Source organism: Alicyclobacillus sp. TC, from assembly GCF_016804365.1.
Lineage (GTDB): Bacteria > Bacillota > Bacilli > Alicyclobacillales > Alicyclobacillaceae > Alicyclobacillus_I > Alicyclobacillus_I tolerans.
Window position 1 is genome coordinate 1,883,558 of sequence record NZ_CP044434.1, and the last position, 23,943, is coordinate 1,907,500.

26 protein-coding genes are annotated in these 23,943 nt (G+C 45.3%); 9 read left to right on the top strand and 17 right to left on the bottom strand.

The window, feature by feature from the left end; all coding sequences use genetic code 11:
• Positions 1 to 144: 144 nt before the first annotated feature.
• The 6 genes from bshC to FY534_RS09360 all read right to left on the bottom strand — a co-directional run bounded on the left by bshC (position 145) and on the right by FY534_RS09360 (position 6,835).
• On the bottom strand, positions 145 to 1,881 hold the full coding sequence (gene bshC / locus FY534_RS09335) for a bacillithiol biosynthesis cysteine-adding enzyme BshC (RefSeq protein WP_203114390.1): 1,737 nt from the start codon (positions 1,879 to 1,881) through the stop codon (positions 145 to 147).
• Between the two features lie 135 nt (positions 1,882 to 2,016).
• A complete protein-coding gene (locus FY534_RS09340) occupies positions 2,017 to 3,543 on the bottom strand; it encodes an acyl-CoA carboxylase subunit beta (RefSeq protein WP_203114391.1) in 1,527 nt (508 codons plus the stop codon).
• A gap of 15 nt (positions 3,544 to 3,558) precedes the next feature.
• Entirely contained in the window at positions 3,559 to 4,338 is a 780-nt protein-coding gene (locus tag FY534_RS09345; protein WP_203114392.1) for an enoyl-CoA hydratase-related protein, read from the bottom strand.
• Entirely contained in the window at positions 4,335 to 5,258 is a 924-nt protein-coding gene (locus FY534_RS09350) for a hydroxymethylglutaryl-CoA lyase (RefSeq protein ID WP_203114393.1), read from the bottom strand. The genes FY534_RS09345 and FY534_RS09350 overlap by 4 nt, the downstream gene beginning before the upstream one ends.
• 6 nt (positions 5,259 to 5,264) lie before the next feature.
• Positions 5,265 to 5,477: an acetyl-CoA carboxylase biotin carboxyl carrier protein subunit gene (locus FY534_RS09355; RefSeq protein ID WP_072873761.1), complete on the bottom strand. Its 213-nt coding sequence runs from the start codon at positions 5,475 to 5,477 to the stop codon at positions 5,265 to 5,267.
• 11 nt (positions 5,478 to 5,488) lie between these two features.
• The gene (locus FY534_RS09360) at positions 5,489 to 6,835 is read right to left on the bottom strand and encodes an acetyl-CoA carboxylase biotin carboxylase subunit (protein WP_129583540.1); all 1,347 of its coding nucleotides are present in this window, start codon (positions 6,833 to 6,835) and stop codon (positions 5,489 to 5,491) included.
• Between the two features lie 193 nt (positions 6,836 to 7,028).
• Here FY534_RS09360 and ymfI point away from each other — a divergent pair, with 193 nt between their 5' ends.
• Together ymfI and FY534_RS09370 are read left to right on the top strand one after the other, a co-directional pair.
• Positions 7,029 to 7,802 carry an elongation factor P 5-aminopentanone reductase gene (gene ymfI, locus FY534_RS09365; protein ID WP_203114394.1) on the top strand — a complete coding sequence of 258 codons (774 nt, stop codon included), beginning with the start codon at positions 7,029 to 7,031 and terminating at the stop codon, positions 7,800 to 7,802.
• A 32-nt stretch (positions 7,803 to 7,834) separates the two neighbouring features.
• Complete coding sequence (locus FY534_RS09370; protein ID WP_203114395.1) at positions 7,835 to 8,368, top strand: hypothetical protein; 534 nt, start codon at positions 7,835 to 7,837, stop codon at positions 8,366 to 8,368.
• A gap of 31 nt (positions 8,369 to 8,399) precedes the next feature.
• On the opposite strand, the gene FY534_RS09375 is transcribed toward FY534_RS09370, so the two are convergent.
• From FY534_RS09375 to clpP, 8 genes are all read right to left on the bottom strand, one after another.
• Complete coding sequence (locus tag FY534_RS09375) at positions 8,400 to 9,719, bottom strand: Ger(x)C family spore germination protein (RefSeq protein ID WP_203114396.1); 1,320 nt, start codon at positions 9,717 to 9,719, stop codon at positions 8,400 to 8,402.
• Positions 9,720 to 9,810: 91 nt separating this feature from the next.
• Positions 9,811 to 10,461: an RsfA family transcriptional regulator gene (locus tag FY534_RS09380; RefSeq protein ID WP_238413479.1), complete on the bottom strand. Its 651-nt coding sequence runs from the start codon at positions 10,459 to 10,461 to the stop codon at positions 9,811 to 9,813.
• A 139-nt stretch (positions 10,462 to 10,600) separates the two neighbouring features.
• Positions 10,601 to 10,837, bottom strand: coding sequence for a hypothetical protein (locus FY534_RS09385; protein ID WP_203114397.1), 237 nt, complete (start codon positions 10,835 to 10,837; stop codon positions 10,601 to 10,603).
• Between the two features lie 72 nt (positions 10,838 to 10,909).
• Positions 10,910 to 12,091 carry a tRNA uracil 4-sulfurtransferase ThiI gene (gene thiI, locus FY534_RS09390; RefSeq protein ID WP_203114398.1) on the bottom strand — a complete coding sequence of 394 codons (1,182 nt, stop codon included), beginning with the start codon at positions 12,089 to 12,091 and terminating at the stop codon, positions 10,910 to 10,912.
• A complete protein-coding gene (locus FY534_RS09395) occupies positions 12,088 to 13,242 on the bottom strand; it encodes a cysteine desulfurase family protein (protein ID WP_072873755.1) in 1,155 nt (384 codons plus the stop codon). Before FY534_RS09395 ends, thiI begins: the two co-directional genes overlap by 4 nt.
• 143 nt (positions 13,243 to 13,385) lie before the next feature.
• Positions 13,386 to 14,471: a type I glyceraldehyde-3-phosphate dehydrogenase gene (gene gap, locus FY534_RS09400; protein ID WP_203114399.1), complete on the bottom strand. Its 1,086-nt coding sequence runs from the start codon at positions 14,469 to 14,471 to the stop codon at positions 13,386 to 13,388.
• Positions 14,472 to 14,581: 110 nt separating this feature from the next.
• Positions 14,582 to 15,628: an SAM-dependent methyltransferase gene (locus tag FY534_RS09405; RefSeq protein WP_203114400.1), complete on the bottom strand. Its 1,047-nt coding sequence runs from the start codon at positions 15,626 to 15,628 to the stop codon at positions 14,582 to 14,584.
• Complete coding sequence (gene clpP, locus FY534_RS09410) at positions 15,625 to 16,206, bottom strand: ATP-dependent Clp endopeptidase proteolytic subunit ClpP (RefSeq protein ID WP_072873752.1); 582 nt, start codon at positions 16,204 to 16,206, stop codon at positions 15,625 to 15,627. The genes FY534_RS09405 and clpP overlap by 4 nt, the downstream gene beginning before the upstream one ends.
• 239 nt (positions 16,207 to 16,445) lie before the next feature.
• On the opposite strand from clpP, the gene FY534_RS09415 reads away from it, so the two are divergent.
• Positions 16,446 to 16,820 (top strand): YgaP family membrane protein, encoded by a 375-nt coding sequence (locus FY534_RS09415; protein ID WP_203114401.1) that lies wholly within the window; start codon positions 16,446 to 16,448, stop codon positions 16,818 to 16,820.
• Between the two features lie 216 nt (positions 16,821 to 17,036).
• Here FY534_RS09415 and FY534_RS09420 read toward each other — a convergent pair whose 3' ends face one another.
• Positions 17,037 to 17,219: a hypothetical protein gene (locus FY534_RS09420; protein WP_203114402.1), complete on the bottom strand. Its 183-nt coding sequence runs from the start codon at positions 17,217 to 17,219 to the stop codon at positions 17,037 to 17,039.
• 258 nt (positions 17,220 to 17,477) lie between these two features.
• On the opposite strand from FY534_RS09420, the gene FY534_RS09425 reads away from it, so the two are divergent.
• The 5 genes from FY534_RS09425 to FY534_RS09445 all read left to right on the top strand — a co-directional run bounded on the left by FY534_RS09425 (position 17,478) and on the right by FY534_RS09445 (position 19,598).
• Entirely contained in the window at positions 17,478 to 17,960 is a 483-nt protein-coding gene (locus FY534_RS09425; protein ID WP_203114403.1) for an IDEAL domain-containing protein, read from the top strand.
• Positions 17,961 to 18,162: 202 nt separating this feature from the next.
• On the top strand, positions 18,163 to 18,435 hold the full coding sequence (locus FY534_RS09430) for an SAV0927 family protein (RefSeq protein ID WP_203114404.1): 273 nt from the start codon (positions 18,163 to 18,165) through the stop codon (positions 18,433 to 18,435).
• 193 nt (positions 18,436 to 18,628) lie between these two features.
• The gene (locus FY534_RS09435; protein ID WP_072873748.1) at positions 18,629 to 18,844 is read left to right on the top strand and encodes a hypothetical protein; all 216 of its coding nucleotides are present in this window, start codon (positions 18,629 to 18,631) and stop codon (positions 18,842 to 18,844) included.
• Between the two features lie 5 nt (positions 18,845 to 18,849).
• The gene (locus tag FY534_RS09440; RefSeq protein ID WP_083574138.1) at positions 18,850 to 19,230 is read left to right on the top strand and encodes a YlbF/YmcA family competence regulator; all 381 of its coding nucleotides are present in this window, start codon (positions 18,850 to 18,852) and stop codon (positions 19,228 to 19,230) included.
• A 65-nt stretch (positions 19,231 to 19,295) separates the two neighbouring features.
• Positions 19,296 to 19,598: a DUF1292 domain-containing protein gene (locus FY534_RS09445; protein ID WP_072873747.1), complete on the top strand. Its 303-nt coding sequence runs from the start codon at positions 19,296 to 19,298 to the stop codon at positions 19,596 to 19,598.
• Positions 19,599 to 19,647: 49 nt separating this feature from the next.
• Here the strand turns inward: FY534_RS09445 and FY534_RS09450 are convergent, their stop codons facing one another.
• Positions 19,648 to 20,958 carry an MFS transporter gene (locus tag FY534_RS09450; protein WP_238413480.1) on the bottom strand — a complete coding sequence of 437 codons (1,311 nt, stop codon included), beginning with the start codon at positions 20,956 to 20,958 and terminating at the stop codon, positions 19,648 to 19,650.
• 173 nt (positions 20,959 to 21,131) lie between these two features.
• On the opposite strand from FY534_RS09450, the gene FY534_RS09455 reads away from it, so the two are divergent.
• Complete coding sequence (locus FY534_RS09455) at positions 21,132 to 22,592, top strand: catalase (protein ID WP_072873746.1); 1,461 nt, start codon at positions 21,132 to 21,134, stop codon at positions 22,590 to 22,592.
• Between the two features lie 139 nt (positions 22,593 to 22,731).
• Here FY534_RS09455 and menC read toward each other — a convergent pair whose 3' ends face one another.
• Positions 22,732 to 23,853: an o-succinylbenzoate synthase gene (gene menC / locus FY534_RS09460; protein WP_238413753.1), complete on the bottom strand. Its 1,122-nt coding sequence runs from the start codon at positions 23,851 to 23,853 to the stop codon at positions 22,732 to 22,734.
• Positions 23,854 to 23,943 lie beyond the last annotated feature (90 nt).

A 23,943-nucleotide genomic window follows, 5' to 3' on the forward strand; every position in this document is an offset into this window, starting at 1 on the left:
CACCACTATAATAGTGCTTTTCTGTTTTCTTTTTCAATCTCCTGCTGACTGAACAAAAAATCAAAAAAAAATATGGCCCAATGGCCATAGAAAAACATTTGCTCAAAAATTAAATTTGCTTTGCAACATAGACTCTGTCCAGGATTATATCTCAATATGATATAAAGGCGACTCATCCTCATACTGCCCCCAGGCAGGAAGTTGCTTTAACAATTCTTTCCCGTACATGGACCAAAGATTCATTAGAGATAAGCGACGTTCCTGCAACTGTCCATCAGGATATAACCAATTCCTGGCCAAACGCCGATGACGTATTTCAATTTCGCCCTGCAATTCGATGAGCCGAGATATTTTCAATTCCAAACGATGCAATTCCGCTTCCTGACGCACAGCCGACCTTTGTAATAGCGTAGGCAACTGCGGACCTAACAGAGGCAACTGTTCCTCTAGACGCAACAATTGCTGACTCCACTCCGCCTGCATTTTCGCTATCTGTTCACGCGCCAGAAGTAATCCATTGGATAAGAGATAGTTCCTCTCTAGCTGGTCGATCTCGTTGCGCTCTTGCCAAGTGATTCCCCACGCTTCCAACAAGGATGCAACGGACTGTGGAACCATTTGCATTCGCTGACGCAACAACAGGGGAGGCAATTTCTTCCCAAAAGCATGAAATACGCCGCGCGCCAATGGATAGTAAGCTATTTCCGAAGGTCCGCCAAGATAGACAAGAGTGGGAAGCAATTCATCTTGAATGAGCGGTCTCAATAATACGTTAGAACTGAAGGCGTTGGGATTGTGGGTGACTAAAACGCGCAAATCATTGAGAGAAAATTCGCGGTTCAAGCCACGTGATCGGAATAAATCGCGATCGACACGCTCTAATACGTAGCGTTTGCCATCTTCGACCCAAAATACATTGCTGTTGCTTTTGTCCTCCATTACCTCAGGTGTAAAACCACGACTGCGAATCTCGTCATAGCAACGATTCAGTTCATGACGTATTTCTTCACTGGCTTCCAGCGCTTTCGAGAAGGCGTTCGCTACCAGAGCACGCAATCTTGGAAGACAAGGATCAAGCAAGACTAAACCACGCTCACCTAGCAAGTGGGCCATAATTCGCGCAAACCAATGAGACAAACTGTCTCCAGGATGCCAAAACGAGCGAATCTCTTCAATCATCCGCCATTTATACTCAGCCTTCGGCAAAAGTTGCTGCAAACTGTCTAAAGCACTTTCCACTGCAGATACTTCAAGAGGCGTATGATAAACCATGCTGTGCAAATCCGGACGCATAGCCAGTGAAACGCGCTTTGTTCGTCCTTCCTCGGTAAGAATATAAGCATGATTGACTTCATCCCAATCGTGATCTTCCGAAGCCACCCAAAACACGGGGACGACAGGCTGTTGCAAGTCCTGCGATAATTGTTCGGCTACGCCAATGGCTGTCAAAGCCTTGGCCAACGCATAGATTGGTCCTGTAAAAAGTCCGGCTTGCTGACCAGTGACGACGGCTACTGTACGAACGTCAGCTAATCGACGGGCATTATCCACACTAGCCTCAGGAGCGCCCAGTTGGCGCAAATGTTCTACCAATGCAGACGCCAACTCCTGTCTGTGCGCTGCAGAAAATTGCTCGGTTAATTGTTTCGATCGTTGTTGATAGGTTTGTAAATCTCGTGGATTCTGACCATCGTATAAATCAGCAACTTCATGAAAAGATTGTAAAAAGGTATCCGTCAAGCGGTTACCTGTTGCACTGCGATGAAGCTGACACTCCAAGACAAACCGCTCCTTTTCATAGACAACGCGGACAACGCGCAAGCAGAACTTGACCCTTACTCCACTCCAAACATCTAAGGAAACTAAGATAAACCAACTCAAACGTATTCATCATACCGATTTTATGCACTGAAGTAAAATAAGCAAGATGCATAAAGAAATCCCCGCGCCACTTTAAATGGGGCAACGCGGGGAAAGAATTCCTGCATTTCATAAGCAACTTCCCTAACTCATGGATTATACCGGATAAACCGCGTGTTTCTTGATGGGTCGATCTCGATGTTTGGAACGATAGACTGACAGGCGGGACACCAACTCGTCACGCAAATGATTGGGCTCAACAATATCATCCACAATCATCTCCGAGGCCAATTTGAAAATATCAATATCAGAACGGTACTCTTCCCTCTTTTGTTCGACAAAAGCAGCACGTTCTGTTTCTGGAAGTTCGGCAATTTTATTGCTGTAGACTGCATTGACTGCTGCTTCAGGTCCCATAACTGCTATTTGCGCAGTAGGTAAAGCGAGACAAACATCCGGCTCAAAAGCGGGTCCTGCCATGGCGTACAAACCAGCACCATAAGCCTTGCGTACGACAACGCTTAGCTTAGGAACCGTCGCTTCTGACATAGCAGCAATCAACTTTGCGCCGTGACGAATAATCCCAGCCCGTTCCACCTTCGTACCAATCATAAATCCAGGGACGTCTGCCAGGAAAATGAGCGGAATTGAAAAGGCGTCACAAAGTGAAATGAAGCGAGCCGCTTTGTCAGCAGAATCGACAAAAAGAACCCCGCCTTTCACCCGCGGTTGGTTGGCAACAATACCAACAGGATGTCCATCCAAACGTGCCAATCCGGTAATGATTTCTTGTGCAAACAGCGCTTTGATTTCAAGCCAGCTATCTTTATCAATTACTCTGCGAATTAAATCATGCATATTGAAGGGAGCATTTTGGTTTTGAGGCAGAATGTCAGCCAGCGTTTTTTCAAACGCTTCCGCTTCTTGTCCCTCCATAACAGGCAGTGCTTTGGACATATGCGATGGCATATAACTTAGATATTGACGGGCAAAAGCCAATGCTTCCTGTTCTGTTTTGACCAATACATCACCGCAGCCACTGACACTGCAATGCATCCGTGCTCCGCCCATCTCTTCCAGAGTCACTTTTTCACCAATGACCATTTCTGCCATGCGTGGTGAGCCAAGATACATACTGGCGTTGCCTTCCACCATCACCACTATGTCACAAAAAGCAGGAATATAGGCCCCGCCAGCGGCTGATGGCCCAAAGAGCAAACAAATTTGCGGAATCTGGCCAGAAAGTCGCACTTGATTGTGGAAAATGCGTCCAGCTCCGCGCCGCCCTGGAAACATCTCAACCTGATCGGTAATCCGTGCACCAGCAGAATCCACAAGATAGATGAGGGGGATTTGCATGGTTTCCGCTGTCTCCTGGATACGCAAGATTTTCTCAACCGTACGCGAGCCCCAGCTTCCTGCTTTCACAGTGCTATCATTGGCCATAAACGCAACTGGTCGACCATCAATTTTTCCAACGCCAGTAATGACTCCATCCGCTGGCAAATCTTCAGACAAAGCATTGGCAAACAAACCATCTTCCAATAAAAAATCGCCATCCAACAACAAGCGCAATCTTTCACGCACAAACAACTTGCCTGTGGATGCGTTTTTCTCATGATATTTGCGCTCGCCACCGCTCATAATCCGTTCTTTTTCCTGCTGCAAACGATTATCCTCCATATGAAGTGCACCTCTTTACTGTCCTGTATATTGGGGTGGACGTTTTTCTGCAAAAGCAGCTAAACCCTCCAGCCTATCCTGACTGCCAAGCACTCGCTCGTAAGCTTGCCACTCAAGATGCAACCCCTCTGCAAGCGATTTATCTATACCTTCCTCTATCGACCATTTTGCTGATTGTACGGCAATCGGACCATTTTTAGCGATTTCTTTCGCCAATTGGAGTGTTTGAGTCCAAAGTTCATTAACCTTGACCACTTGGTTGACCAATCCTAAACGATACGCTTCTTGCGCGTCTATTCGACGAGCTGTAAAAATCAGCTCTTTAGCTTTTGCCAAGCCAATCAGTCGTGGTAAACGTTGTGTGCCACCTGCACCAGGTACAATTGCCAAACCTGTTTCTGTCAGACCCATTTGCACATGTTCTGCAGCTACTCGCAAATCGGCTGCCAAAGCGATTTCCAATCCACCACCAAAGGCTACACCATTCAGCATAGCGATTGTCGGCATCGGCAGTTGAGCCACAGCCTGTGTGACCCGACCAATCCGTTTCACAGCTGCACGCACTTGTTGAATATCCATTCCCTTGCGTTCCTTTAAATCTGCCCCTGCACAAAATGCTTTTTGTCCCGATCCGGTCAACACAACAACGCGAGCCTGACTGCTTGCTAATTCTTCCAATACTTGCAGGAGAGCATCGCATAAATCTTGAGAAAGCGCATTAGCGGCTTCCTCGCGATGCAGCGTAACTACCACTACATCATCTTCCTGTCGCACTTGAACCCATTCGTTGTTCATTGTGGCTCACTCTCCCCTTCTGCCCATGTCATAGCATGGGCGACTTGACTATCATGACTAAAAAGCGTTTTTTGCAAACGTTGCGAGAGCCAGCGAGCAGCATCGCGAAGTTTATCCAGATGAGTATTGGTTGTAACGCCCATACTTTCAAACAGATAGCGCAAGTCTTCCGTTGACACATTGCCAGACGCTCCTGGCGCATAAGGACATCCACCCATACCACCAATCGAGCCATCAAAAATTCGCACCCCTGCTTGATAGCCTGCATAAGCATTAGCTACAGCAGTACCCCGTGTATCATGAAAATGCAGGGCAATTCTTTCTAGCGGAATTCCTTGTTTCTCCATTTCAGCAAGTAGAGCCTCAACTTGAGTTGGCACAGCTACGCCAATTGTGTCACCTATCGACAATTCATCAATGCCCATCCCAAAAAGGCGCATACTCACTTCTATCACTTCTGTTATGGCTACCTCCCCTTCGTAAGGACAGCCAAAAGCTGTAGAAACATAACCACGCACAGACTTCTTAGCTGCTTTAGCCGCTGTCACAACCGGTGCTAGCACAGGATAGGTGTCTACACGGGTTTTGTTGATGTTTTTCAAATTATGCGTCTCACTGGCTGACATAAAAACGGCTACAGCATCGACTTGGCAGGCAAGCGCCCGCTCCAGCCCTTTTTCATTCGGAACAAGCGCACTCAGTTCTACTCCAGGTCTGCGTTGAACTTGACGAAAGACTTCCTCTGCATCAGCTAACTGTGGAATCCAGCGAGGTGAAACAAACGAACTCACTTCAATACGGGTAAGACCCGCATCCATTAACTGTTCCACCAAAAACACCTTATCTTCACTGCTTAAAAGGACCGATTCATTTTGTAATCCATCACGCGGGCCAACTTCAAACAGGGTTACGCCAGCCATCAGACATCACTCCAAGACCAAGAGCACATCATCTTCATTGACAAACGTGCCCACCTCAACGCGCAATTCTTTCACAACGCCAGAAAATTCACTGGCAATGGGTACCTCCATCTTCATAGATTCAAGAACAACCACGTCATCACCAGCATTAACCTGATCACCAACAGATACGAGTAATTGAAAAACTGTACCTGCCATATTCGAACGAACCTCTGCCATAAATATCCCCCTTATGAGTTCAAACTCAAACCAGTCAAAAAGCTTGTATCGGTTAGACCTTGCAAAAATCGCTCATCTTTTGCAATAGCTTGCAATTGCGGAAGATTTGACTTAATCCCGGTAATCTGACAAGTATTAAGTGCTTTTTGCAAAAGCTGAATAGCTTCAGCGCGCGTTGAAGCCGTCACCACCAATTTGCCGATGAGAGGATCGTAAAATGGCGTAATCGTATCCCCCGACTGAAAGCCAAAATCAAGCCGCACGCCTTCCATCCCTTCTGGCAGATCAAGAACTTGCAATTTTCCTGGCGACGGGAATCCACGCACTGGATCTTCAGCATAAACACGTGCTTCGATACTGTGACCGTGGAAATGGACGTCCTGCTGTTGAAAGGTCAGCGACTCTCCTGAAGCAACCCGCAACTGCCACTCCACTAGGTCCAATCCAGTAATCTGTTCGGTCACAGGATGCTCAACTTGGAGTCGCGTATTCATCTCCAGAAAATAATAATTTCCTGATTCATCAGCCAAAAATTCAAAAGTACCCACACCTTCATAACCAAGAGAAAGAGCCGCTTGAACAGCCTTACTCCCCATTTCCTGCCGTAAAGCAGCACTTAATAACGGTGACGGAGCTTCTTCTACCACTTTTTGATGACGACGCTGAATGGAACATTCGCGATCACCCAAATGGACCCCATTGCCCTGCCTGTCTAGAAGAACTTGAATTTCGACATGGTGTGGTTTTTCAATATATTTCTCTAAAAATAAATCTCCATTGCCAAAGTAGGAAGCAGCGCGAGCCTGGCTGCCCGCAAACGCTTTCTTTAACTCTTCCGCATCGCGAATGATTTGCATACCGATTCCACCACCGCCACTCGAAGCTTTGAGCATGACTGGATACCCTATCCGCTCTGCAGCTTCAATGGCCTCTTCTAAACTCGCAAGCGCATTTTCCGTTCCCGGTACAATTGGCAGACCAGTAGCACTCATTCTTCGGCGCGCCTCGACTTTACTGCCCATTGCAGCAATCGCCGCCTCTGGAGGTCCAACAAAAATGAGACCTTGCTGGCGAACTCGCTTGGCAAAATCCGCATGTTCACTTAATAAACCATACCCCGGATGAATTGCATCGGCACCTGTTTGTTGAGCAGCTTCTAAAATAGCATCGATTTTTAGATAACTCTCTGCTACAGGGGGTGGACCAATTCTTACTCGCTCATCGGCCTCCTTGACAAACAAAGCGCTTTCATCCGCATCAGAATAAACTGCTACAGTTGAAATTCCCATACGTTTGCAGGTACGGATAATGCGTCGGGCAATTTCACCACGGTTGGCGATTAGCAGTTTCGTAATCACAGACCTTCCTCCTCGCTTCGCGGGCTGCTGATATTCCTCTGCAAAAGACTTAGCTCCTCACTTCAATTTTCTACCCGCAACACCAACACCGAGACTAGGTTAACAGGTCAAGCGCGCTATTGCAAAGGTTCAGTGACAACTGTCCTTGATTCGCATAAACTGGTAAGGTAGGACGCGGTTTGGGAGGATATTCATGAAAAAAGCAAAGAGCCTCTCATGCAAAGAAAGATTTTTGCATGAACAGGTAGCGATTATCTCTGGAGCATCGGGCGGCATCGGCGGCACCATCGCCGTAACATTGGCTTGCCAGGGAGCTCATGTCATTCTGCAATACTATGCCAACAAAAATGCGGCTGAGCAGGTGGCTTTAAGATGTAGAGAACATGGAGTAGAGGCAATTACTTTTCAGGCTGATTTGAGACAAGAAGATGACGCCAATCGTTTCATTGAAAAAGCCGCCGAACTAGGCAGACCTGCTATTCTAGTCAATAACGCCGGCATATCTATATCACAGTTGCTGATCGATACTCCTATGGAGTCGTACAGAAATCTTATGGATACTAATTTCACCAGCGCTTTTCTTTGTACTCGCGCCGTTTTACCGTATATGCTTTCGTCAGCATACGGCCGTATCGTAAATATAGCCTCTGTTTTTGGCATCACAGGCGCGGCTATGGAAAGTATATATTCCGCAAGCAAAGGCGCCCTCATTACTTTCAGCAAAGCATTAGCCAGAGAAGTCGCAGGCAGCGGTATAACGGTCAATTGTGTTGCACCAGGCGCCATTGAGACCCGTATGTTGGAAAATCTGGATACAGAAGATCGTTCGCAACTGATAGCCGAGATTCCCATGGGGCGAATTGGGCGAACAGAAGATGTGGCTCATGCCTGCCTCTACCTGGTTCATCCCAAATCGGATTATGTGACAGGGCAAGTCTTGACACCAAGTGGGGGATGGATGATTTAAGCGTATTTCTTTTTCCAGGAGGAGGGCTACCCTTGGCCAAGGCCAAAACAAAACAAAAAGGTAGGTTGTCGCCTGGCGTTTCCCAGAGGTTACGCAAAGAAGCGGCACACTACCATTTGACATCCGAACAGTTCATACGTCTCTGCCTGCGTCTATCAGAACTCATGCGCCAGGGTCTTGGCAATCAAACAGTGGATTTGTCTACTCTCATGCCATTTTTGGACTCGCCATTACTTAGCATGATGATGCGTCCATTGCTCCAGTCTTTTCTTGAGAACGACTCTAGCACCGAAAATGACCCATCTACTCCAGAGAAAAACTCTGAACATCCATGGACACAGCAAAATCCGCAATCTGGCGCCCCCGGTGCAACAAATGGACAGCCCTATAGCCAACGTCCTTTGCCACCTATGTATTCACCAGAAGCTCATCTGTACCCATATCCCTTTCCTGAAATGCCACAGTCCGGCGGATGGCCGCATCCTCCAACCCAACCTTTTCCTCTCCAACAGCCACAACAGCATCCCCACCCACTGGCAGGACAAACAGGACTATTTTTTCCATAATTCGCATACCATCGCTTGACAATAGAATGACTTATCTATTTTCCACAGGTTCCATTTGAATGCCAAATCGTCGTATATACAATTGACTGTCCACTTGAATACGCGCATGGCGAAGATTTTTTTCCCATGGATACTGATTAAACGCCTGATCCGTCAAAAATTGCGGCCGAATGTATCGTGAAACAGGGATACAGTCACTACCATCCCGAATGAGAAGCCGTTCCAAAAGACTTTGACATTCCGTATCCAATTGTTTATCCAAAAAACTTTCCAAGTGTCTTTGACCGCTATAGCTTAAATAATTCCGTCCACTTTGGATGTTGATGACATCTGCATCCATGGGCAAGGAAACGCGAATGAAAACCGGATTCCCTAGCTTGATATGATAGCTTGGCGGACGTTCAGTATGCAAAGTGATACCGATATCCTGAAATTTTCCCGATTTATCTGTAAAGTCAAATTTCGCGTTGCGCAACCCACCATGCAGTAACTGATAGAGAATCGCTTGGCGAGCGTCCAGAAAATCCACCACTTTGTCACCGCGAAATACTGCTGCTCCAGCAAAATCTACTGGATTTCCACCGGTACGGGCAATTTCTCCAGCCGCAAAACTCATTTTTTTCTTACCTAAAGGCGGAGTTAATTTTTCTTGACTCTTATTGGTCCCTGAAAATGAATCTTTTTCTCCCCCGTTCGATTCCCGGGAAGAGGAAGCATCGGATTTCTCTGTAATTTTGTTCACCCCGTAGAGCGGGGTGAGTATATCTTCATGTGGAGATTGAATAGCGCTGCTCAAATCATGTAGATATGTGACGGGAAATAACCCTGTACGTCGACCGACACCAGCCACACTATCGCCAATACGTCCTGCCGACTGCTCGAGCATGGGTTTAAAATTTTGAATGACATCGCGGGCAGTTGAGTTGCTAACAACAACAGTTACTGTTTGTCGAAATTCTCGAAATCGTAAAAGGGGCTGCAGATAAGGTAAAATCCCATCTTGAGCCAGCGTTTTGCCAAAAATAATGGTGCCAAGATGAGAAAACGTAGCATTTCTTTCGAGAGAAGTATTGGCAATTAACATCGCTTCATTGACAGAACGAGCTCTTATCGTAATAGGTCCATTGGAGCGGTCGTCTTCTTGACCTGGTCCACTGGCGCTGCTAGGGTTTTTAGGAACTGCCACGCGAAAAGTGCAGTCCACCATTCCATCTGGAGCTTTATCGAGACCCAATGTAGTGATAAATGCTTGTTGTTCTAGCTCTTGTCTATCATAGCAACCAGACATGCTCAAAGAAGCTGCGCACATCCAAAAAACTGCCAAGCCGCGCTTGATCTTATTTTTCCACACATGGCTCACCATCCTGCTTCTTAGGGTGGCAAGTTTGTGCAATCCATATACAAAAAACCAAGTAAGAGATTACCCCTTACTTGGCTTTTTTTTATTCCGCTTGTTCTAAATCTGGGTTGGCCAGCAATCGTTCCAAATTGCCGTTCTCATCTATTCGATATAGAAAACCATCCGCGGAAAGTGGACTGTCTTCATTTTTGAGTGTCGCCTTTCTAGCACGATCGACAATCTGCACCAACACTCGATAGTCATCGGAGATACTGTCGAATTCCTGACGCAAAGAACGATGTTCCTCGTTTAATCGGCGATGTTCTTTTTCTAATTCCAAGAAACGTTGTTTCCACTCATTGCACTGACGCTCAGCAGATCGCCAACGAGATGCCCATTCAGCAGCAGTATTCTTCTCCTGACGCAAAAAACGCAATACCTGCGCCCAACTCATCAACGTGGCAGTTGGATGATCGACATCGCCACCTTCCAATTGAGCTTGCACACGTTCTGCCTTTCGATCTTTACGTTCTTCCTTGGCAATTTCAATAATATTTTTTTGTTGTTTGCGTACACACGCATTCCAGCGAAAACCACAGGCTGCAGCCGTTCTGCCAAGCTTCCTGCTGGCTTCGTTAAACCCCGCCAACTGAGTGCTACCTTCTCGGATATGACGCAAAACAATTTCTGCTAGTAATGCATCGTCTTCTGAAGTCCATGCGTCCTGACGCATGGTTCGTATCGTTTGTCGCATTGGAAACCCCCCGCGAATGCCTGCCATCTCTCTGAATTTGAGACGCGGCTACATCTAAGTCATCCTAATCTCTTTATGTCCAGATTCTGAAGACTTTAAACGGAGAGTCGATAGTGAAAAGAAAAGATCTCCAAAAAAATTATGGCTTTTTTTCTTGACCCGTTTTTCTCCAACCATAACGTTTCCAAAGAATCGGATCGCCCGCTTTAACAACACGCCATTGAAATCGGTTCCTGATCCCCAAACGACTTTTGATATAACCGCTTATCTTTCTTTCTGCCACAGGCAGGACAAAACGGACAAAAATGGGCGTAACCCACCTGCTTGTCCGCTTCCAAAACCGATAGGTCTTACGTGCTCTCTTCCATATTCCCACGGTTATTCACCTCAAACGTCGGACAGTTGAATCCTGTACCTCAACGTTTAATGTGCATCAAACTTGCCTGTTTTAATCGATAGAACATATGGAACGTTTCTCTGTCGTAGCAAGCGCGTCTTTGAGCAAATCTTCTATGGAAAGATGAGCTTCGGCACGTTGTATTTCAAAAAGACTGGGACGAGTTTTGGGATTTTTGGGCGCAAAGAGCGTACAGCAATCATCATAAGGAAGAATCGAGGTTTCATACGTTCCAATCTTTCGCGCCTCATCAATGATTTGTACTTTATCCATCATGATCAACGGTCTAAATATAGGCATGTGCAACACTTCATCTTGCGCGTAAAGTGCTTCGAGAGTCTGTGAAGCTACTTGCCCAAGTGAATCGCCACTCACCAACGCTAAACATTGTTCCTCACGACAGACGGCTTCGGCCAACCGCAACATCATGCGTCGTAAAAGTATTGTATGTAACATGGACGGACATTCACGGCGAATGGCAGCCTGTATTTCCGTTACAGACAGAGTATAGAGCGTAGTCTCTGCGCCAAAAGCAGCCAATTTACCAGCAAGCGTCCATACTTTCTGCAAGGCACGCTCACTTGTAAACGGTTGACTATGAAAGTGGATGGGCAATATCTCAAGTCCACGTTTTAAAGCATACCAGCCAGCCAGCGGACTATCGATACCGCCGGATAAAAGCAATCCTGCTCGTCCGCTCATCCCTGTTGGCAATCCACCCAGTCCTGGAATTGAATGGTGATATAAAAAGGCTTCGTTTTCCCGCAATTCTACATGAAACTCTATATCTGGATGATGCACATCCACTTGAAGTCGAGAGTTGGCTCTGAGCATTTCGCCGCCAATCTGGCGGGCTAACTCTTGACTTTGCACTGGGAATTGTTTATTAGCTCTTTTAACTTCGACTTTAAAAGTCGTAAAACGATCCCCAGACAATTCCTCAATCGCATACTCCCGACTTGCTTGCAAAATGGTTTGATATTGCAATGGTACAGAGATGGCTCTAGCCATCCCCACAATACCAAACACTTTATGAAGTTCCCTTTCGATCTTCGGCAAATCTTGTCTGGAACAACGCACCACCATTCTTCCAGAAAGCCGACTCACTCGCACATTGGCGAATTCAAATAATTGAGTTTGAATTCTTTGCTGTAAAAGTCGCTCAAATTGACTGCGATTATTGCCTTTGTTGGCAATCTCTCCATAACGGATTAGCAACACAACCTCATTCATCGGGGTCCTCCTGCCATTTTTTTTACCCAAGAAGTATGTTCCATGACAATACGAACGAGATCATCCACAGAAAACTCATCTTCTGGCGAGAAGGAAAAACGAATAGCCCCGGCCATTTCAGCTTTGGTCCACCCCATAGCACGTAATACCTGACTGCCTTTTTGAGTGTCTCGCGAAGAACAAGCACTGCTCGTAGAAACAAACAATCCATCCCGTTCAAAGGCATGCACAAGAGCTTCAGCAGGCAGCCCAGGCATTGACGCCATTAAAATATAGGGCGACTTATGTTTTGGCAGAGCTATTTTCCATCCTGCAACTGCTAATGATTCTGCAAGTTGCTGATGCATCTGCCAAGCACGTTTCATACAGTCTTCCCGTGCCAGGCGTTTAGCACGTTTAGCTGCGGCACCAAGCGAAACAATCCCCGGCACATTTTCTGTACCCGAACGCAACCCCTGCTGTTGACCTCCACCCAACACCATAGGGCGAAGCAAACGCTTCCTCGTTACCCACAATCCACCAATTCCTTTAAAAGCTCCTATTTTATGTCCCGATATGGTGAGCAGATGGGCTTGAAACGATTGAAAATGATTATCTGGCAACTTGCCAAAGGATTGGCTTGCGTCCACATGTAAAGTAATTTTCTCCCTCGACCGAATGGCTTCTGCCATCTCAGCCACTGGCAACATTGCTCCTGTTTCGTTATTGACATGCATAAGAGTAACCAGCCTCGTCTGCGGTGTCAGTGCCGCAAGCAACGAATCGATCTCCACATCTCCGTCGGCATTCGGGGGCACAAATGTAATCTGCCATCCAGCCGCTTCTAATTGGCGCAGCGGCTGGATCACAGAGGGATGTTCTATAGCCGTACTGACAATGTGCCCTCCCTTTTCCTGCCATGATTGAACCGTACCAAAAATAGCAAGATTATTGGATTCTGTCCCATTCCCAGTAAAAATCCAATCCCCGGCTGACCAACCCAGCAACTGGCTAACTTCTTTTTTCGATCCGTTAAGTAACTCTTCAGCCTCTAAGCCATATCGATGCAAACTCGAAGGGTTCCCAAATTTATCTAAAGATGTAATGACCGCATCTAATACATCTTTGGCAACTGGCGTAGTGGCCGCTTTGTCCAAATAGAATGTCGACAAAGATGATAACCTCCGTCAAGGTCCTTAGTTTCGCTTCTAAAATTAAGAAGCCAAGCGCAGAAAGGACATGCATTGAAGCATGCCCTTCTATTGTACCATTCCCTGCGATTCTATCCTTGACGCGCAACCTTTCGACCCAGCCATCAAGATAAGACTGGCAACACCTCTGCACCCCTTAAAAAACCATCCCCCCGCCGTACACGCTCGACCTCGGCGCGGGAAGCCCCTCCCATAAACAGAGCCGTTTCAACCATCCTGCAGGCGTATGCCCACTCGTTATCATACCAGGCTAATACCTTGACCATATTACCCGCCAAAATTTTTGTCATTCCTGCATCAACTATAGATGATCGGCTGTCTCCATTAAAATCAATGGAAACCAGCGGATCTTCTGTATAGCCAAGAATACCTCGCAGCGAACCGAGTGACGATTCCTCAAGCACACGATGCACATCATTCTCTGTCACTGCCGAATCGAGCGTAGCAACGAGATCAACCAAAGAAACATTGGGAACTGGTACGCGCACGGAAATTCCATCCATTCGCCCCTGCAGTTCTGGCAGAATCAAACCTATAGCTTTGGCAGCACCTGTTGTTGTTGGAATTAAGGATTCATAACTTGCGCGAGCACGACGCAAATCTTTATGCGGATTATCTAAATTGTTTTGATCGTTCGTTACAGCGTGAATGGTTGTTAAGAGACCGTGGCGAATGCCAAACGCATCATGCAGAACTTTGGCAAGTGGTCCTAAAGCATTGGTTGTGCAAGAAGCACCCGATACAACGCGATGACGGTCAGGGTGATACATATGCTCATTGACTCCAAGAACCAGTGTCATGTCCGCTCCTGGCGTTCCTTTAGCAGGAGCTGTAATCAATACGCGGCGCGCTCCTTGTTCAATATGTTGTACCGCGCCTGCGTAGTGGCGAAAAGCGCCTGTAGCCTCAATGACTATATCTATCCCTAAATCTCCCCAAGGAAGGTCTTGAATCGATCTCGTTGAAAAAATCTGTGTTTTTTTGCCGGCTACTGTCCATCCATCTTCTTGAACTTGAAGCGGTTGCTTCCATGTTCCGTGTACAGAATCGTATTTTAGCAAATGGGCCAAATCTTCCGAATCAGCCGTGCCGTTGACAGCCACCACATGAAATGCTTCGGTTTCCATTGCGCGACGATACACCATTCGCCCAATTCTGCCGAAACCATTGATAGCAACCCGCAAAGTCATGGTTGAAACGCTCCTTTACGCATCAAATTGAGCCCTCAACCTTATTATATATCATATCTCGCTCCTTTTGTGACATATTAAATAGATGATCCATAAAAATTGTGACACGTTTATGTGTATTTTTTTATGGGTTCAATCGTCATGACACTGAATCGTTCGCCCATATCTCCTGGCCAAAGTAATCGCTTAGCTTCATTTCGCATCTGATAAGCACTGAATTCCGACAAATTTTTTTGCTGCATTTCAATAATTTCTAATAATCCGCCCTCTAGAAGAAATTCTGCCTGTGTCTGCATGCGACTGGCAAAACCCAATCTGCGTACCAAATGATTGACATAATCCCAATGAACATCTGCTGTCCAATCTCCCTGGAAAGATGAATCCTTGCTTATATCTACTAATTGATGCTGACGATAGCCGCGCAACGTACCTTCAGGATAAGCACCAGAAGCCCAATCCCTAGAAGTGATACCGTAGTCAAAAAGAAGACAGCGTCCTTGATGCGCCAAGTGACACATTTGCGCAAGCAATGTACACAATTCCGGGCAAAATTCCCCGTAAGCGCCTACCGGGATAGGGAGCCAACGTTCACAAAGTATAGCGAGCCAACCAGGCGCTTTTCGCCAGTCAATATCGACGGCTGGTTGTTCATTGGACAAATTCACATAAGCCCTGTACCATCCATCTGAACTTTTCTTGACTCTCTCAACTGGTAAAGCATCTAGTACTTCATTAGCCAATACCAATGTTGATCGATTTTTTAATACTTCAAAGGGAGTAGAAAATGAAATATAGACATTTCCCCTGCCTTGCAGAGGACGAAGGCGTTCTTCCTGGTGTTGGCGTAAACGTGGCGAAGGTTCAACGCATTGATAGTAAAGAGGAATGTGCTGCAGGCGCTCTGCCCAGTTGGATATGAGGTAATAAGCTAAATATCCCTCGCCGGGACCAAATTCAACGATTTGAAAATCTTTTAACTTTTCTTCAGTTACCCATTGTTCGCAAAAACGGAAAATCACTTCGGCAAACAACACGGAGTGGCTGGCGGTAAAAAAATCCGCCGCCACTCCACCAATTTTGGCATAATGACGATAATATCCGTGAGACCAGCCCAAAAGTTGATGACGCATCCAGGCCGCATAGGACACTTGACTCATTTACGCACAACCACTTCGTCAATCAATCCGTATGCTTTAGCTTCTTCAGCACTTAAAAAATTGTCCCTATCTGTATCTTTCTCAATAACAGACAGAGGTTGACCAGTCCGTTCGGCCAAAATTTGATTGAGACGCTGTCTTGTTTTAAGAATATGTTCTGCGTGAATTTTGATATCCGAAGCTTGACCACGGGCTCCGCCGAGCGGTTGGTGAATCATCACCTCAGAATTGGGCAGGGCGTATCGTTTGCCTTTTGCACCTGCTGCCAAAAGAACTGCCCCCATACTGGCCGCCATCCCCACACACATAGTGGAGACGTCCGGTTTAATATGCTGCATGGTATCAAATATAGCTAGTCCAGCCGTCACAGAACCACCTGGACTGTTAATGTACATATGAATGTCTTTTTCCGGATCGTCCGCCGCTAAAAAGAGCAGTTGAGCGACAATGGAATTAGCAACATCCGCATCAATGGGGCTCCCGAGCAATATAATACGGTCTTTTAGCAGCCGAGAATAGATATCGTAACTTCGCTCACCCCGACTGGTCTGTTCAATGACGTATGGAATTAGGCTCATGACTCGAACCTCCTTAGGTCCTCACTGAATTTTAGCTTCGACTTTTTTCTTGCTCGGCATTCAGTATGACAGGAAAATTGTTTTTCGTCAAGGTCAGTCAAAGTCAAAAAATCTTTAAACGATGACATGCCTATTAGCTATCCAAATCAATCCAATTTTTCAAAACGCTTTATTGATAGATCGTCCACAAAAAGAGCACATTACAAAAGGACAAAATTCAATTGTGTGGAGGGACGACTATGCAGCAGAATCTATCCATACCCAGCCGTTACTCGCGTATGGTGGCTGGAATCATTACTCTGGCCACAGCATCTGGTGGACGCAAAAGAGGAATGATGAGTACTGTAGCAGCTTCGATTGGGGCAATGAAGGTTGCGGAAGGCGTGCTGGGCTGGTGCCCTTTGATGCACGTTGCCGATCGCTTGTTTCAAGAGCCGTCTCAGTCAGCCAATGCTCAAGCTACAACCTCCAGCCAAGCACAAAATACCGATAAAGGCAACCAACAACATCAAGAAACAAAACAAAATCGCGATCGCACTCAATATCAAAATGCTTCTCATTCTCGGGAAGACCATCAACATCAAGGAACATATAGTGAAACTTGGCTTTCCTAAACTGAATGAGGATTTTGAGGAACATTGACCTGAAAAATCTCCTCCAACCTGATGACTAAAAGTTGGAGGTTTTTTCACGTTCCACAATAGATTATGATTGCCAACTGATATCAAACAAAAGAGCGGGTTAGTTCGAGAGTCATTCGGTTAGACTCTTCGAATACCCGCTCAGTTTTCCAGGAAGGAAATCGTGGTACTGCCATTGCAAAGACAGCCTTAAAAGGTTGCGCCTTCTTCGCGAAATCGGACACCGTATTTACCACGCTTCGTTTGATAAACTTGAACTTCGCCGGGCTGCTTTGTACCACGAATGCGCTCATCGGCTTCTACCCACATCACTGCGCAATACGCTTCAAACTTTGAATCGTAAAGCCCAGCAAAATAGACCCAGTCCCTCACGGCCTCTCCCTCCTGCAGGTAGTATGACCGCCTTAGCGCTACTTTTCTCTGGCGATTCATGGATATGGTGGATATTCCAAACGGAATTCAGAAGAATCTGATTTCCAATTTTTCTTCTCTCTTCTTTATTCCGCGACTTTTTGTTAGAATAAAGACCACCCAATCTACATGCATACGTCGTTTGCCCAGCAATGGGATGAGTCTGAATCATACAATAAAAAAATGTCACAGCGACTTCTGTTGTAAGGAGTGATTGATATGATTCCTCAAGACGAGTTGCTCCAGCTAAAATCAAAATTGTTGCCAAACGGCGCTGAACCCGTGGTGGATATACTCAGTCAATACTTTCAACAGATAGAACCCACACAAATTATTTTACAAAATGTTCCACTCTTGATTTTAGGACGGCATGGCATGATTGCTTGGATTCCAGACAACGGAAAGCTACAAAAGTCAAGCAATCCCGATGATATTTTGAAACATCTGCAAACTTTTTTGCCAAGCAAACAGACACTCTACTTATTTGTCAATCTTCCGGAATTGCCTGTTCCTGAAGAAGTGACACAGGTTTTAAAAGAAATTTCCGAACGTCACAGAAAACGTCTAATATTGCAAGAAAAAATTGATGCTGCACTGGATGCTCGTGACAGGCAGGCTTTTTTAAAAGCGGTTCAAGAGTTGCAATGGCTGAATGAACAGGAGAATGTGCCAAGTCACGGTCGTTTACCTGACAAATTTTAATACAGGTCATCAACTCCGTTTGCTGAGTGTTCCTAGAAGCGGGCTTGGGATACGACTTATTTCAGTAAAGAATAGTCATTGTTCAAAACTTTTCTGATTTGCCGAGGTTTCATAAGAAATTTCATGAAATCGCTCAAAGATTTCAAAGTCCTATTTTTTGAGAAACCTCATCTAGCCCGCCATACAAGGAGGCTTTCACTTGGTGCAGGATGACGCTTTGATGTATGAAGAACTTGAATCCACTGAAACTCGATACGTTGGATATATAGGGGAAAAAGACCGTCTTGATTTTGTTATCACTCGCACCGCACATTTTTATGGCAAAAAATTAGTGGCTTGTCTTCAAACGCGGAGAATAGCTATTTTAGACGCAAATGAAGCTGAAGACCCTGAACTATTGGTGGAATTGTTTGATATTGACACCCATGAAGCTTATTCCCTCGCGAATTTTCTTTCCGGACGTCTTTCTGTCTAAAAAAAGATTACCGGACAAGCCATTTTTCTGTTACTCTAAGGATGAGACAAAATTCTATTTGTCGCATCCTTTTTTTCACCAAATTTGAATCACACAATCTCTTTTGGATCTTGTTCTTTAAATGGAAAGTCATTTGCTAGGTCAAAAGCATAAGAGTTCTGAAATCAGGGTAGTATGGGAGGAAGCAAATCCTATGCAAAAAACACGCCGTTTGCGATATCTCATTTTTTCAGCAATGTTTGCAGCCGTGCTGGTTGGTCTTCTGGCACATTCTTATATTGTTCTGAGCGTGCTGGTTGTTTTGGCTATATTGCTCGGCATAGTGGGAGATGTTATTGAAAATAAACCTACCGCGCCTTTTAAGCAATATAACGAATTGCACGATCACCATGTAAAGATAGGCGAATAAATGCGATGAACTCTCCAAAACCTGTAGATATGGTGGAACTTCTCAGTTTAACTGAAGAATTAGCAGATGCGATTTTGGAATCTGATGAAGTGAAAGCATATCAAGAAGCAGAAGCCAAGCTGCAGAACAATCCCAAAGCTCGTAAGTTACTTCAACAGTTTCAAGACTTGACGGAACAAATAGCTGAGTTGCAAGCACGTGGAGTTCCAGCTATTCATATGGCAAATATGCTCAAAACATTGGAATCTGTAAAACAGGAGTTGGATAGCGAACCAGAAGCTGTCTTATTACAAAAATCAGCCGAAAATGTGGAAAATCTTCTGGAGCAAATTGGCAAACAGATGGCTCGTCCACTTACAGAGCCGTATACATTTAAGAAAGATTGACGATTTCAGAAAGCAATTGGTATTCTACAGCAGTTAATTGCCTTAAGGCAGAAAGTAGGATGATAATGGCTGACGAACATCAACATGACCATGAACACGAATTGGATGAAGAAATCATTGTCCTTGAAGACGAGGATGGCGTAGAGCACAATTTTATTCTGGGTGAAGTGCTAACCGTAGACGGTAGAGACTACGCGGTATTGCTCCCTGTTGACGAAGATTTGGAAGAAGGCGTTATCTTCCGTATAGATGGCGAAGATGGCGACCAAATGGTCTTGGCAGATATTGAATCCGATGAAGAATGGCAAAAAGTTGTAGATGCCTACAATGAAGATTTGCTTGACGAAAGCGAAGACGACGCAGAATAACATAAGACTTGCATATTTTGACAAAGGGGCTTTTCAGCCCCTTTGTTTTTTAATTCAATTCACTACGTTCTTTCAGCGTCTTTTGTTTATCAGGGTGATGGAAAAGAAGAACCGCCAATACCGAAGTGAGGGCAAGAATAAAAAGTAACCAGAAAGCATCGGTAAAGTGTCCGGTCGCATGTACGACAACACCTGTAATCCAAGGCGCTACAAAACCAGATATAGCAAAAAAGGTATCCATGACACCCAAAGCCGTACCTGTGCGTTCAGCAGCTACGTCAACATTAATGGCATAAAAAGTGGAATTAGAACTCATACCAAACCCAACCGCCAAAGAGATAAACAAGATGGCTACCCACAGTGTATGTGTGTAAATAATCGGCAAAATACAAATAGCGGCTAGCAACTGAGAAATCCAAATTGGATGGCTGCGAGCCTTGCGCAAACTACCTGTTTTTTTCAGTACTCGGTCGGACAGATAACCTAATCCATAGAGGAGTATTGCAGCCAATGACCATGGCAAAATAGCAAATAGCCCAATACTCCCCAGCTTTAAGTGATACACTCTGCCTAAATATTGTGGCAACCAGGTCATAAAGAAGAAGAGATAATACCCAAAGACAAAAAAGGCCCAATCATTGGCAAGTAGCGTGGGATTGGTTAATAAAAATTTCCAAATCCCCTTGACGCTTTGCCTCTGTTGTTTACGCATTTCTTTATCCGATCCGCTTTTCACTTGCTCCCCATCACGGATATGTTCTAATTCCAAACGATTCACTCGTCGACTGTGTTCGGGAAAATCACGGAATAAGAGAAACCAGACTGGTACCCAAATCAGACCGACGATACCAAGAATAATAAAAGTCGTACGCCAGGAAGTATGAATCAGCAGCTGCGTAACAATAGGAGCACCAATGGCCAAAGCTATAGGAACAGCCACAAGCGAATTAGACAACGCTATGGCTCGCTCCCGTTTGGAAAGCCAATCTCCGACTGCCCGATTCATGGCTGGAAAATTTGGACCTTCCGCTAACCCAAGCAACCAACGGGCGAGATACAGGGTCGTCAAAGAGGTCGCCAATCCCGTCCATCCCATGGCAATGGACCAAACAATCGATGAGATGGTCAAGACCCAACGGGCTCCCGCCCTATCAACCCAAATTCCGCCAAAAAATGTCGTGATCATATAACCAATAGAAAAGACTCCAAGAACCCCACCAAGAACCGCTGCATTGATATGAAATTCCTTGATGAAATCAGATGCAGCATACGATGCTGCTGAACGGTCAATATAGTTGACCACTGTGATAAAAAATAAAAGAAATATTATGACCCATCGATAACGAGTCCGACGCAACAACTTCACTCTCCTCTCATCTATTTTGAAAGCGTCATCTTAGATTATAAACAATGTTTTTATTTGAGACTAAAAATTTTGTCCTTTCATCGTCATAGCCTCATGGGATTTTTAACTTGACACTAAAAATATATAGATTTAAACTAAGTTTAAATTCATATAAAGAGGTGTTTGAATTGAGCGAAAATAGACTAACAACTGCAACTGGTTCCCCCGTGGCTGACAATCAAAATTCGCAAACCGCAGGCTACCAAGGTCCTATCCTCATGCAAGACGTTCATCTTATTGAGAAATTGGCTGCTTTTAACCGTGAAAGAATTCCTGAAAGAGTCGTCCACGCAAAAGGGGCAGGTGCTTTTGGATATTTTGAGGTTACTCATGATGTATCAGAGTTTACCCGGGCAAAATTTCTCTCCACAGTTGGCAAACGCACTCCTGTCCTGATTCGTTTCTCCACTGTGGCTGGAGAGAAAGGTTCTGCTGACACTGAACGTGATCCTCGTGGATTTGCCATTAAATTTTATACAGAAGAAGGTAATTATGATCTCGTTGGTAACAACACACCGGTTTTCTTTATTCGAGATCCACTAAAATTTCCAGACTTTATTCATTCACAAAAGCGCCATCCTGTGACGAATTGCAAGAATCCTGATGCTATATGGGATTTTTGGTCACTGTCACCAGAATCCATCCATCAAGTAACCATTCTCTTCAGCAATCGCGGTACTCCTCGAACCTATAGACACATGCATGGATATGGAAGTCATACTTTTCAATGGGTTAATGAGGCTGGACAGGGTGTTTGGGTTAAATATCATATCCGTACAGAACAAGGTATCGAGAATTGGCGACGCCATGAAGCTGTACAATTAGCGGGAGAAGATCCGGATTATTCTACACGCGATTTGTTTGAATCCATTCAACGCAAAGAATACCCTGAATGGTCTGTATGGGTACAAATCATTCCATTCGACGAAGCCAGAAACTATCGCTTTGATGTTTTTGATGTCACTCAAACCATATCCCAAAAAGATTATCCTTTAATCCCTGTGGGACGGATTGTGTTGAACCGCAATCCAGATAATTACTTCGCTCAAATTGAACAAGCAGCTTTCTCACCAGCCAATGTAGTTCCTGGAATTACTTTTTCTCCAGACAAAATGTTACAAGGGCGGCTCTTTGCTTATGCAGATGCCCATCGTTACCGACTCGGCATCAATCATACGCAATTGCCAGTGAATCGTCCTCTGTCACCTGTAACAAACTACCAGCGCGACGGTGCCATGCGTGTAGACGGTAATGGCGGAGATTCTGTTTACTACGAGCCAAACAGTTTTCACGGTCCCAAACAAGACCCAGCAGCTAGCGAACCAGGCTTGTCCTTACAGGGTTTGAGCGGATCGTACGCTTATCCACAAAACCAGTTTTATACTCAAGCTGGAGATTTGTACCGCCTATTACCAGAAAGCGAAAAAACAGATTTAATTGACAATATTGCCGCATCGTTGGGTCAAGCACAAAAAAACATTCAACTTCGACAGATTGGACATTTTTACAAGGCTGACCAAGAGTACGGACAACGTATTGCCGAGGCACTTCATCTAGCAGAAGCAGCCCCAACTGATCTTCAAGATTAAACTGGCCAAACTCAACGGCAGGTGTCGTTCCTGTCACACTTAGATTGATAATCAGTCACCAGCCTCCAATCGACTCATAAAATGGAAAGGCTGGTGACCTTTCAATTGAGTATGGATGACAAACAAAAGTCTAGCGAAGTCAAATTTCAGGACGTTCAAACACATACTCCGAAACCTGCGAGCGCTTAATTTCAGACCAATCTATCCGCTCTTGAACACCAACTAACGGATCGACAGATAAAAATCCTGGACGTGAGAACACTACAGGCGGATTGATAATATCTCGCTCAAAATAACGGTCACTCGGTGATGTATCGCCCGGCAGAGTGAATCCCGGCAAAGAGGTCAAGGCAATATTATGCAAGCGCCCGATCCCGGTTTCGAACATTCCCCCGCACCAAAGCTCAAGTCCATTATCTACACAGATATTGTGAATCTCTATAGATTCAGCAAATCCACCCACTCGCCCAGGTTTTAAATTGATCACTTTACAGGCACCCATTTCTGCCGCTTTTTTTACATCACTGGCACTCCGAATACTTTCATCCAAACAAATAGGAGTGTCTAATTTTGCTTGCAGTTGCGCATGGTGAAGTATATCATCCGGTTCTAGCGGCTGCTCTATCATGACAAGCCCCAAGGAATCCAATTGCTTCAGTTGTTCTGCATCCTCTAACCGATAGGCACTATTCGCGTCGGCAAGTAACTGTAATCGCGGGAATGCACTTCGAAGCGCTTGGAGAGGAACATAATCCCAACCAGGTTGAATTTTCAATTTGACACGCTGATATCCTTGTTCCACATAGTTCCCTACCTGTTTTAACAGGTGAGACAACGAAGTTTCAATCCCCACACTAATCCCTACTGGAATTTCCTTCTTCACACCACCCAGCAATTGGGATATGGGTTGTTGATACTCTGCTGCAAACGCATCCCATATAGCCATTTCCAAAGCAGCCTTGGCCATCTCGTGATGACGAACAGGGCGAAAGGCAAAGCGGGTAGTCCACAAATCTTCGCGGCTTTGCCACTCCATCCGCCATATCAGCGGTATTAGAAATTTACTGATTATATACAAGGCCGTTTCTGTTGTCTCTTCATTGTAATAAGGAGAGGGCATAGCCACACATTCTGCAAACCCACTCTTCGGTGTTTCCGTTTGAACTTCCAATAGCAGTACATCTTTTTCTTGTTCCACACCATAAGAGGTTACAAATGGCTGACGCAATTTCATCGCCAAACGCCGCACAATGACTTTCATGACACGCAATGCTTTCTCCACCTTTCCAAGCGCACTTTTTTAGCAAAATAGACACCTGAACACAACTTTAGAGCATCTTTTTTCATTTGA